12 protein-coding genes are annotated in these 11,570 nt (G+C 50.7%); 1 reads left to right on the forward strand and 11 read right to left on the reverse strand.

The window, feature by feature from the left end; all coding sequences use genetic code 11:
- Nucleotides 1-37: 37 nt before the first annotated feature.
- From C6I21_RS09330 to C6I21_RS09380, 11 genes are all read right to left on the reverse strand, one after another.
- Complete coding sequence (locus C6I21_RS09330; RefSeq protein ID WP_105959199.1) at nt 38-697, reverse strand: 3'-5' exonuclease; 660 nt, start codon at nt 695-697, stop codon at nt 38-40.
- 16 nt (nt 698-713) lie between these two features.
- Complete coding sequence (locus C6I21_RS09335) at nt 714-2,615, reverse strand: DUF294 nucleotidyltransferase-like domain-containing protein (RefSeq protein ID WP_105959200.1); 1,902 nt, start codon at nt 2,613-2,615, stop codon at nt 714-716.
- The gene (locus tag C6I21_RS09340; RefSeq protein WP_105959201.1) at nt 2,599-4,260 is read right to left on the reverse strand and encodes a sodium:solute symporter family protein; all 1,662 of its coding nucleotides are present in this window, start codon (nt 4,258-4,260) and stop codon (nt 2,599-2,601) included. The genes C6I21_RS09335 and C6I21_RS09340 overlap by 17 nt, the downstream gene beginning before the upstream one ends.
- 24 nt (nt 4,261-4,284) lie before the next feature.
- Complete coding sequence (locus tag C6I21_RS09345) at nt 4,285-4,590, reverse strand: DUF4212 domain-containing protein (protein ID WP_105959202.1); 306 nt, start codon at nt 4,588-4,590, stop codon at nt 4,285-4,287.
- A 115-nt stretch (nt 4,591-4,705) separates the two neighbouring features.
- Nucleotides 4,706-4,888 (reverse strand): hypothetical protein, encoded by a 183-nt coding sequence (locus tag C6I21_RS09350; RefSeq protein WP_105959203.1) that lies wholly within the window; start codon nt 4,886-4,888, stop codon nt 4,706-4,708.
- Nucleotides 4,889-5,142: 254 nt separating this feature from the next.
- Entirely contained in the window at nt 5,143-5,922 is a 780-nt protein-coding gene (locus C6I21_RS09355; protein ID WP_181186200.1) for a hypothetical protein, read from the reverse strand.
- Complete coding sequence (locus C6I21_RS09360; protein ID WP_105959205.1) at nt 5,919-6,620, reverse strand: ATP-binding cassette domain-containing protein; 702 nt, start codon at nt 6,618-6,620, stop codon at nt 5,919-5,921. The genes C6I21_RS09355 and C6I21_RS09360 overlap by 4 nt, the downstream gene beginning before the upstream one ends.
- Nucleotides 6,610-6,987 carry a GntR family transcriptional regulator gene (locus C6I21_RS09365; RefSeq protein WP_105959206.1) on the reverse strand — a complete coding sequence of 126 codons (378 nt, stop codon included), beginning with the start codon at nt 6,985-6,987 and terminating at the stop codon, nt 6,610-6,612. Before C6I21_RS09365 ends, C6I21_RS09360 begins: the two co-directional genes overlap by 11 nt.
- A gap of 51 nt (nt 6,988-7,038) precedes the next feature.
- The gene (locus C6I21_RS09370) at nt 7,039-7,953 is read right to left on the reverse strand and encodes an ABC transporter permease subunit (protein WP_105959207.1); all 915 of its coding nucleotides are present in this window, start codon (nt 7,951-7,953) and stop codon (nt 7,039-7,041) included.
- Nucleotides 7,950-8,867, reverse strand: coding sequence for an ABC transporter ATP-binding protein (locus C6I21_RS09375; protein ID WP_105959208.1), 918 nt, complete (start codon nt 8,865-8,867; stop codon nt 7,950-7,952). Before C6I21_RS09375 ends, C6I21_RS09370 begins: the two co-directional genes overlap by 4 nt.
- A 179-nt stretch (nt 8,868-9,046) precedes the next feature.
- Entirely contained in the window at nt 9,047-10,360 is a 1,314-nt protein-coding gene (locus tag C6I21_RS09380; RefSeq protein WP_280953448.1) for a BaiN/RdsA family NAD(P)/FAD-dependent oxidoreductase, read from the reverse strand.
- Nucleotides 10,361-10,699: 339 nt separating this feature from the next.
- Between C6I21_RS09380 and C6I21_RS09385 the strand changes: the two genes are divergently transcribed.
- Entirely contained in the window at nt 10,700-11,392 is a 693-nt protein-coding gene (locus tag C6I21_RS09385) for a hypothetical protein (RefSeq protein ID WP_105959210.1), read from the forward strand.
- The last annotated feature ends 178 nt before the right edge of the window (nt 11,393-11,570 follow it).

Consider the following 11,570-nt stretch of genomic DNA (forward strand, 5'->3'; position numbering starts at 1 on the left):
CGCTTCCGGAACGAGCTCGTTCCGGAAGCGGGGCTCTTTACGTGGAAGGCCAGCCGTTGGCAGTTGTTGTAATATCGCGGAGGTCTCCGAGCGTCGTTCTGCCGCGGTCTTCAATATAGCGGAGCAGTTCTACGAGAAGGTGTGCCGTCGTCAGAGCATCTCCAAGCGCACTGTGCCGGCCGTACACTGGGGTGCCGAAATCAAGCGCATAGTGCTGCAGGTCGCGCATATCTCTCGATGGTGCAAGAAAACCGATTAAATCCAGCGTGTCGATATACATCGGATCCTGAAACGATGCTTTTGCCCGCTGCAGTTCTTTTTTCAGTACTGTAATGTCGAATGCAAGGTAGTGACCGGCCCAGGCACAGCTTTTATGTGACGCGGCAAACGCAAAGAAATTATTTACAGCTTCCAGGGAAAGCGGCGCCGTGGCTGTATCGGCCGCGGAGATTCCGGTCAGTTCTGTAATTTCCGGAGGAATGGAACGGCCGGGGTTAACGTAGGTTTGAAAGGTATGGTCTGTCACTTCAAGGCCTTCCACCTGGACCGCTCCGATTTCAATTAAGCGGTCCTGGCCGCCGACGGCAAATCCGGTCGCCTCCGTGTCAAACACGGTGAACCGCAGGTCTTTAATCGGTGTATTCAGCGGCATCTCTTCGATCAGGCGGTGGGGGAGCTGTTTTCGCTTCCAGAACATTATAGAACCACCTCCATCAGGTCAGCCCGTAGGCAAGCAGTGCTTTCTGCTGTACCATACGCACCGTCTTCAGTGCGGTAATAAATTCTTCTTTTTCTCTGGTTTTTAAGTGGGAGAAATGAATGGTCGAACTCGTATCTTCTCCGCGGCTGAACTGCTGCCAGGACTGCTTTATCCTGATGGAAAGAAGCGTCTCATAGGCGTGAAGCATTTCGTCGGCTGCATCTTCTGAAATAATCCCCCGCTCCTGAAGCAGCTGCATCTGCTGGCGCGGCGTGCCTTCTACCATCTGGTGATGCACACAGAGAAGCTGAAGGCTGTGGTAAAACGGAAATAGCGCCTGCTTTTTCATGTCGATACTCTCTTTTCTCATCCGGAAAAGAGCGCGGATCGGCGAGTCCAGGACAGGGACAGGTGCCTGCTTTTCGAGCTGTGCGGCCCGGTACATAAAAATCCGTGATTCCTGAAACTGCTCCTGCACCATACGATGAAAGGATCCGTGCAGCTTTTCGCTGCCGCAGAGAAAGCGGAAGGCTAAAAAGTTCTGCGCAAGCAGAATGTTGTCATTCGTTGCACGGAGACCCCACGTACGGATCCGCTCGCGCCATTGACTGAGTGTCCCTCTCCACTGCGCGTTTGACGCCATCATATCGCCTTCACACCGCTTGTAGCCGGCAGTCTCCATCAGGTTTGTTATTTCTTCTCCAAAACGGCGGAAGTAGGCAGCCGTCTCTTCCTTTCGGTGATCGGGAGGATCTTCATATACAAAAAAGTGATCCTGGTCGGTCAGCAGAAACTGTTCTCTCCGTCCGCCGCTTCCCATAAGAAAAAAACCATAGGCGGCAGGAGGGACACCGTACCCCTGCGCCTGAAGCTTTTGCCTCGCAAGTTCGACACAGTGACGGATAAGCCGGTCATAAAGGCCGGTAATCACATCAAGTATATGAAGTACCGGAATGGCATCATCCAGCAGGCGCTCCAGTACTCCGTAGATCGCATGTTTTACTTCAGGCAGAGTGGCTTCATCCGCCCGTTCAATTTCCTGCAGAATATCAAACGCCCCACGGTTCTTTTTACGAAGCAGATCCGAAAGGGTCAGCATACCTGCAGGCCGGCCGTTTTCCACGACCGGCAGGTGCTTGATGCCATGGAGAATGAAAAGAGAGATTGCATCGTAATAGTATGCAGCGCGGTCGATGACGACGGGGGAAGGGGTCATAACAGAACCTGCTGACGTTTCCGTTCTGCCGGAGGCAACGACACGCGTGACAACATCTTTTTCCGTAAGGATTCCGGCGAGTGTGCCATCCGCTTCCAGAACCATGAGAGAGCTGACACCGTCATCCACCATTTTTTTCGCTGTTTCCTGAATCGAGGCGTCTGAATGAATAACAGCCGGCGGCTCGTTCATAAAATCCTGCGCCCGGCGGATAAACGCATCGCTTTCACCCCAGGATCGGGCGAGGTGGATCTGCTCGGCAAGGGACGCATAAATTTCGCGGAGTCTGACAGCTACCTGCCTCATCATATATTCCCGGACCTGTTCTTTTTTCCAGAGCTCGTCCATCACAGGGTACGGAATAGACAGGCAGACAGCATCTTCCGCTGCGGCTACTTCCACGGTGACCGTATGGGTTTCCGGCTCTGGTTCCCCCAGAAAAGCAGCTAGACTGGAGAACCCGATCATCTCTCCGGAATCCACTAACTCCAGCACCTCCATACCATCAGCTGCCTCTACGCCGACCTCTGCAGCTCCTTCCAAAAGCAGGAGGAGACCCTCCCGCTCGGTATCCGCGTGAAGGATCTTCTCTCCTTTCCGATATAAAAGAAAGTTACAGTCATCCAGAAGCGCGGAGGCCGCCCCTTGAAACAGGGGATGGCCGAGCGCTTTCTCCTTTTGATTAGTCGTCGGTTCCATCGTTCATCCATACCTCTCCATCCCGGTACGTCATCTGTTCCGGATAACGCAGATCGGTTACTTCATCCTGCAGCTTCTGTGCAGGCGGCGGTGTCATAAGAGAAACGACAATAACGAGTATAAGGTTGGCAGTTACACCGATGAGTCCGGCGCCTGTATCCTGAATGCCGAAAATGGTAATACCGGCCATCGACAGGAAGATGTAGGTCAGCGTCACGCCGAGACCACCGAGCATGCCTGCAAGAGCTCCGGCCGCATTCATCCGTCTCCACCACACTCCGAGGAAGAGAACCGGGAAGAACGTACCACCGGCAAGAGCAAACGCCCAGGCGATAATTTGGGTGATAACTCCCGGAGGATCCAGGGCAATAACACCTGCAGCAATTGTTGACAGCACGATCGCAATCCGTCCAGCCTGAAGGCGCTTGTTGTCTGTCGCATCCGGCTTAAGCAGACGGTAGTAAATGTCGTGTGCAAACGAGGAGGAAATCGTAATCAGAAGTCCGCCGGCAGTGGAAAGTGCAGCTGCCATGGCACCGGCTGCAACGAGACCGACGACGAACAAGCCGAGGTTGGCAATTTCCGGTGTTGCCATAACGACGATATCCGGATTGATTACCAGGTCCTGCCAGTTGAGCGTTCCATCGCCGCCACTGTCCGTAATCTCGAGAAGACCTGTATTAATCCACGATTCTGTCCAGCCCGGAAGGTCATCGAGCGGCTGTCCGACAACCTGCGTCATAATAATAAATCGGGAAAATGCCGCATACGCAGGAGCAGACAAGTAGAGAAGGGCGATGAATAACAGTGCCCACGCACCACTCCAGCGGGCCGCTTTCATTGTCGTAACCGTATAAAAACGGACGATAACGTGGGGAAGGGCAGCTGTTCCAAACATTAATGTAAACAACAGCGCCAGAAACTGCATTTTTGAACTTTCGGAAAATGGCGCAAAATACTCAGAAATACCAAGTTCCCTGTCGATCGCACCGAGCTCCGATACAATATTTCCGTATGTCAGCCACGGAAATGGATTTCCGGTCACCTGAAGCGACATAAAGACAATAGGGATAATATAAGCAACAATTAAAATTAAGTACTGGGCAACCTGCGTCCAGGTGACACCTTTCATTCCACCGAGCGAAGCATAAATAGCGATGACGACAACACCGATCATCACCCCGGTGGAGGCGGGGAGGTTCAACAGCCGGCCGATAACAACACCCGAGCCGGACAGCTGACCGATAATGTACGTAAAGCTGATGATGATGGTGGCGATAGCTGCCACGAGGCGGGCTGCGTTGCTGTCAAAACGGTCTCCAATAAATTCCGGCACGGTAAAGCGGCCGTACTTTCTGAGCTGCGGTGCGAGCAGAAAGGTCAGCAGCAGGTAGCCGCCTGTCCAGCCCATTATGTAGGCGAGGCCGTCATAGCCGAGAATCATGACCGTACCGGCCATCCCGATAAACGAAGCGGCACTCATCCAGTCCCCGCCGATCGCCATCCCGTTCCATACAGGTGGAATGCCGCGGCTTGCAACGTAAAAATCAGAGGTTACTTTGGCACGGTTGTACACAGAAATTCCGATATATAATGCAAAGGTTAATAAAATGAGCGTGAGTGATACGAGTGACTGCTGGTCCAAGTGAGTTCCCTCCTGTCCAATCGATTAGTGGTCTGATGAATTTCCGCTGATACGGACGTTCGCTTTTTCATCGATGCCGAATGCCTTATCCACGCGGTCACTGATGATCGCATTTGCAAATAGGAGCACAACAAAGGTAACGACGGCTCCCTGAGCTCCCATATAATAGTGGGCAGGCATACCGAGAATGGTGGCACCTGTTTCATAAATGACATCGGCAAATGCTGCGACGCCGTAAGATACACTGAATCCGATCAGCAGGCAGATCACAACGAGGATTGTACGGATTTTGAAATACTTTTCTGCAGTCTTTTTTTCGACTTTCCTCATAAGAAAACCCTCCTTTGTACAAAATAAGTAACCGGAGTCACCTCCTTTAAATACTGAAACCGCTTTCAGTTATCGAGGAAAAAAGCACCGTCTTCTAAACGATTTCCGTTGACCCTTATCGTAAGTTAAATACAAAACGGACCGTATCCATAAAAGGAAGCGGCACCATCGCCATCTGTACAATAACGAATAAAAACATCGCAAAAAACGGCACCGTTAAAAGGATCGGCTTCCGGTACTTAAAGGTGGCCCACACAGCTGCAGCAGCAAGCACCCAGAATAAAATGAGTATCCACATAATCACAAAACCTCCCCGGCAGTCTGCTATAGAACAGCACTTCCTATGTAAATGCTTACTTGTAGATTATTTCAAATTTTCAGATACAACTCAACGAAAAAGTGACTCTTTTTTGACAAAATGAAGGAATTAGGAGGATAGTCATACATTAATTGTAAAGAAACGTCGTTCGTGTCCCTGTGTTGCAATACAGATGAAAGACAAATCGTGATATGAAAAACGGCCTTCCGTCTAAAAGGGGAAGGCCGTTTTCATCATGCTTCAATTTTTCGGTCAATCAGGTAATGAAAGACGGCAAGAAGTACTGCATAAAATACGAGGTAAAAGAGCGTATCCCCCGCGTACAAAATAAGGTTCTCTGTTCCATCCGCCATCATTCTTCCAGGAGGAAGGGAAAAGGTGCGGTAAAACAGCTCCGACAAATTGACGATTTCGCCGAACTGGAGCAGTTGAAACACCCCTTCTGCAGCCGAGGTAAGGTAGTTCCAGCCGATAATCAGCAGTACACCCGCCGCTGCACCAAGAAAGCGGAAAGCTTTGAACAGAAGGTACAGCAGCACAACCGCGAAACCGAACTGCAGTGAAAGGTGTGTCATCAAAAGATAAATCCATGGGGAGGCACTCTCATAGAAGGAGAGAAGGCTCCGATCCAGCTCATCGACAGGCAGAACCGCCGGAAACTGTTCTAGAAAGAGTCTCAGACTGAACCAGCCGGCTGCCATGGCATAGGCAAGGGATAGAAGATACTGGCTGAACACCGCAGCAAGTTTGCTCGTAATAAGCTTCCATCCGGGAACCGGCAAATTCAGCCATGTCCAGTGCGTCCGGCTCCGCCACTCCCCCTGAAGGCTCCACAGCCAGGCGATAAACAGGTAAAGGACGTGCGCAGCGGCAACGACGAACATGAGTAAAAACGCCCATCCTGAATTTTGTGTGAGAGAAAACCAGATTAACAAATAGAGGAACGTAAAAACGCCCTGCAGGATAAAAAAGACCGTTCGTGTCTCCCGCCATTCTTTTCGGAAAAGAGTCATCCACATCCGTTCATCACCGTCCTCAGTATGTCCGTCAGCGACTGCTGCCGTTCCATTTTCAGCGTTTCCGTATCTCCTTCAACGACAATTTTTCCGTCATGGAGAAAAAGGACATGATCGAGGTACGGCTCGACTTCGCGGACTTCATGCGTGGATAGAAGGACGAGCTGTTTATCCATGTCAATATAGCGGATAATCATCTGCAGAATGTCCTCCCGTACGACAGGATCCAGTCCGGAAAGTGGCTCATCCATACAGATCAGCGGCGCACTTCTCGAAGCGGCGGCAGCGATTTTCAGCCGGGCACGGTTTCCACGTGACAACGTTTTAACCTTCTGCTGAAAAGGCAGGTTCATTTCACGTGCCATCCCGAGTGCCGTTTCCTTATTGAAGTCTGGAATGATCCGGGACATGAAATCGATCGTCTCCTCGACGGAAAAATAGCGGTAAAGGGCATCTTCCTCTGACAAGTACGCGGTATCCACCGCGCCGTTTCTGGCCGCGGCTGCGTTGTCGATCGTTACTGTACCTTCTGTCGGCCGGAGAAGTCCGGTCAGGAGTTTTAAAAGTGTGGATTTTCCGCTCCCGTTTTCACCGATGACACCGCAGATGCCGGTGCGGTCAAGATGCAGGTCCAGTTCTTTCACTCCTGCGAGCCTGCCGTATTTTTTCGTGACACTGCTGCATTCAATTTTCATCACAAAGCTCCTTTCGCAGGTTTTCGATCAGCTGCCGGCAGTCATCGTGTTCCAGCCCGAGCTGCTTCATCTGCTGGATGTAGCCAGCGGTCTGCTCTTCAGCAAGGCGCCGTTTCAGCGAAGCGATCGTTTCACGGCTTCCGGTGACAAACGTTCCCTGGCCTCTTCTGGACTCGACGATGCCTTCCCGTTCAAGTTCCATGTATGCGCGGGAGGCTGTGTTCGGGTTAACGCCGGTTTCAAGGGCGAAGTCGCGTACGGAAGGCAGACGGCTTTCCGGGGGACGTTCCCCCTGGCAGATCTGATAATAAAGATATTCCATTAATTGAATATAAATGGGACGTTGGTGGTCAAAGGCCAGCGTCATAGCAGGACCTCCTTTCTTCCGGCAGGTGTCGACGGGAAACGGGTGATTCTCTTAATCGGTGATATCCCGTTTATGAAAAACGGCAAATGTCGTTCCAAGCAGTATGCTGACGTATAGAAACAGAATTCCTGCCGACTGCCACCAGCTTGTGCCGTCGATCATCGGCTGGCCCTGAAACAGCGTCAATAGACTCGTGTGGGCAAATAATACATAAAATGCCCAGTCGTACGCAGATGCCAGGAAAACGAGCTGCGGACCCATAAACAAAAGGACAAGAGAAAAAGCAACAGCCGGCGCCTGACTTTTAAACAGTGTTCCGAGTGTAAAAGCAATAACGGTAAAAATCATCATTTCCACATAGGCAAGGCCGTACGTGATCCCAAGGTAGACGGGGAGTGAGACAGCGCGGATCATTCCATCGACCCACTGTATTACTTCCGGCGACGGTATGGAGAAACCGTGGAAAAGAATGCCGGCACCAAGCTGGGAGAGGGCAAACACGATTGTCAGCAGAAGCCCATAGGCAGCGATGGCTGAAAGCTTTGACAATAAAATCTTCCATCGTGCAACAGGAGAGGCTGCCAGAAGCTTTATCGTTCCAGTCGTATGCTCGGATGCTGTCACTGCGGCGCCTGCAATGACTGTAAACATTGTAATGAAAGCGAGGGAGCCGGCGCCCTCCAGTACGTAAGTGAACGCATGCGTTGACTCCAGAAGCGGATACGTACCGGTATTTTCATGATAGAAGCTGAGTTCTTCCGCACGTTCCCTGTTTTCAGGAGGCATTTCATTCGATTCTGCCTGCTGCTCCAGAGCTGATAGTGCCTCTTCTGGTGCCACTGGTTCTGTAACGGCATTGGAAATATAGGACGTTCCAAAAGCAGCAAGGACAACCAGAGCGACAGCAATCCACGTAAAGCGGCGGTGAATCAGCTTCATCCATTCGTTCTTTACTAAATTGATCATGTCAGTCCACCTCCTTCTGTAACTGTAAGAAACTTCTCTTCAAGTGTTGTCGACCGGGAAGGACGGATTTCGGTAACACGGACACCATGATCAACCAGATGCTGGAGCAGATCGGGAACCTGCTCTTTTCGGCAGGTAAATACCCAGCCGTTTTCTTTTTTTATTACATCGGTTTCCATATAGTGCTCAAGGACAGAAGGGAGGGTCGGTGAAGGCTCTGTTTCCAGGTACATGCTGTTTTCTTCCTGCTCGAGAAAAAGACTCATGCTGCCGGTGTGTGTTAAAGAGCCCTGCTGGATCACGAGAAGTTCATCGCATAACAGTTCCATTTCAGACAGCAGGTGACTGGAAACGAGCACAGCCAGATTTTCTTCATGGGCCAGCTTCCGCAGGTACGTCCGTATTTCCCGTATTCCGGCCGGGTCAAGACCGTTTGTCGGTTCATCCAGAATGAGAAGGGAAGGGCGGTGCAGCAGTGCCTGTGCCAGGCCGAGGCGCTGGCGCATTCCGAGTGAATATGTGCCGGCTTTTTCATGAATCCGTCCGGAAAGCCCGACGAGTTCTGTCACTTCCTGTATTCGTTTTTTATCAACGCCTGAATGCAGCCGGCTGAAGTGAAGCAGGTTTTTCCAGCCGCTTAAGTAACTGTACATTTCCGGGTTTTCGACGACAGCGCCGATCTTTTTTCTGCCTTCCGGGCTGCTGCCGGTCACTTTCGAATCATAAATAAAAATGGAACCGCTGTCCGGACGGACAAGGCCGGTGATCATCCGGATCAGCGTCGTTTTTCCGGCTCCATTCGGACCTAAAAGACCGGTAACGGATCCCGATTCTACAGAAAAACTGACGTTCTGGACGGCGGCTGTATTTCCAAACGATTTTGCTGCATTTTTCACGGTTAAAGCGGAAGTCATAAGGTCGCTCCTTTAAATTGTTATAGTGTACTACTTAAATAGTACACTAGGAAATAGAAAAAAGCAATTCGTTTCAGCAGGTCAATGATGGAGAGGAATGAAGGAATATAATAAAGCTGCCAGCGGAAGATGCCGCGGGCAGCTGTAAGAAGAGGAAAAGAAGGGAAGTGCCGGATGTTTTAGTTCTGCAGTGTTTTGGATGAAAGGCTGTGTTCTGCTGCGGCAGAGCCGGCGGTGTAACCGGTGGAAAACGCCACGGTGATATTGTAGCCGCCGGTATAGCCGTGCAGATCCATGACTTCGCCGCTGAAAAACAGCCCCGGCATTTTTTTGGATTCCATCCGCTTTGGAAACACTTCTTTTACGCTGACGCCGCCGCCTGTAACAAACGCTTTTTCCAGCGGAAGGGTGCCGTCTGCAGATAGGGTAAACTGCTTGAGCACGCCAGCGAGTGCACGGATTTTCTCGATCGACAGTTCATTTCCTGTAATGAAGAGATCGATCTCCGCACGCTCCAGACTCACCGGGAGCAGGCGTTCAGGCAGAAATCCGGAGAGCGCGTTCTTCACCGCTTTTTTCGGAACGGCGTCGATTTCCTTTTTCAGACGCTGAAACAACTGTTCCTGATTTTCGTCAGGAAAGAGGTCAATTTCTAACGGAACCGGAACGGATCCGTGCTTTTTCCTTGCTTTGACGACGTACTGGCTGCAGCGGAGTCCGATCGGACCGGACAAGCCAAAGTGCGTAAACAGCAGATCGCCGGTGTGTGCTTTGATCAGCTTGTTCTTTTTCGGATCGATGACCTTGAGCGTAACACCTCGAAGTGATAATCCCTGAAGGGTCTTTTCTTTAATAAGAAGATCCTTCAGCGTAATCGGCACTTCCGTCGGATAGAGGTCGGTAATCGTATGCCCCGCTTTTTCCGCCCAGGGATACCCGTCACCGGTGGACCCTGTGTGGGGGACAGAAGTGCCTCCGGAGGCAATGATGACACTCGGTGCAGAAAATATCCCTGCATCTGTGGTGTGAATACGATGGCCGCTTTCTTCGTCAAAATCGATCGTCGTCACTTCTGTTTTTTTATAGATGTCGACCTTGAGCTGCTGCAGCTTGTGAAGCAGGGCCCGGACGACGTCATGGGCTTTGTCAGTGACAGGGAACATCCGCCCGTTATCTTCTTCTTTCAATTCAATACCGAGAGATTCAAAGAAGGCAATAATGTTTTCATTGTTAAAGATAGAGAACGGGCTGTACATGAAGCGGCCGTTACCGGGAATGTGCCGGATCAGCTCTTCGTTGTCCACCCGGTTGGTAACATTGCAGCGGCCGCCGCCTGAAATAGCCAGCTTCCGTCCCAGTTTGCTTCCTTTATCCAGAATCGCTGTCTTTGCACCGTTTTCTCCGGCTGCAGCTGCGGCCATCAGTCCCGCCGGACCGCCTCCGATGACGATGACATCATACGTGTTCATTGGTATTCGTCCTTTCCTTGTCAAATAGGCTCGTTCTGTCCGTATTTGTTGGTATCTTTCCCGATTGTACGCCTGCGGCAGTGTTTAGGCAAGCGGGAGAGCGGGAATAACAGTTTTCGTACTTTCTATTACATATGCGTCCTCTCCCATGAGCAGAATGTTCGTATCAAGCGTCATTTTCCCTTATAATCGGGGATGTGATGAGATGAGTCGTACTGAGAGGTCCTGAGAGCAGGTGAGCGGCAAAATTGTTTCGATTATTTGCCTAAACGCTATTTTCTTCCCGGTTTGTATGTGCTACACTGCTCTGTGGAGCTAAAAAGCCGACCATTATTGTCAGACACCTGAGAGGAGGATTTAGTTATGTTTACAGGACTAAAATCAAGATTTGAGGAAAAGAGAGCATTTTTATCCCGCCAGACGCAGGATCGGATCGAGCAGTTTGCCAGTTTTGAACGTCAGCAGTCCCTGATTGAGATGGAGCGTTCCCAGTCGCAGCAGTCCATTTTGAATCAGGAGATCGGCAAGTACCTGAAGACGGTACACCCGACATTCCTTCTTAAGCAGGATGTACATCGTGCACTACTGAACATGTTATATTCCCGTTCAGAAGGCACGTTCAATATGAACCTGTCCATGACGAAAGAAATGCGCAAAGCGTATTCGTTCTATCACAACGAGCTGAAGATCTTTATTGCGCTTCTCGAGCGCCGCGGATTCCGTATGGAAGGACGCGAAGAATTGTTCATGCAGACCTTCCTGACGAAGCTGCGTGAAAACAACTACCGCTACCTTTCTGACGTTTACGGAGATTTTGTACCGGAAAATGCTTCTATTGCCGGAGCGTTTGAAGCGTATATCGACGCCGTGGATAGAAAAGATAAGTACGAAAGCGGTCATCTCGACTTCTTTGCAACGTACTTGAATCAAAAAGGAATCGCCGACTTCACTTGGACGAAAAACAAAATGAAGCGGAAACTGAAGCAGTATGAAAAAGCGCACAAGCAGGAATTTAAGCTGAAGCAGCTTGAGCGCCGTCTCCAGAAGACGAGCTGATTCTGCTCTCAGGTGCAGCGGACACCACACGATGGCCGGCTGTCGAATAAAAGCAAGTATCCTCCCACAGTGCGGAGGGTACTTTTTTTTCGACGATTCAGGAAGACACTGCAGCCTTTCTCCTTGTAATAGGGAAAGAGAGTGTAGGCGGAAAAAACACAACGTGGTAAAGTAGAGG

Origin of the sequence: Alkalicoccus urumqiensis (genome assembly GCF_002993335.1) — a bacterium.
Classification (GTDB): Bacteria; Bacillota; Bacilli; order Bacillales; family Salisediminibacteriaceae; genus Alkalicoccus; species Alkalicoccus urumqiensis.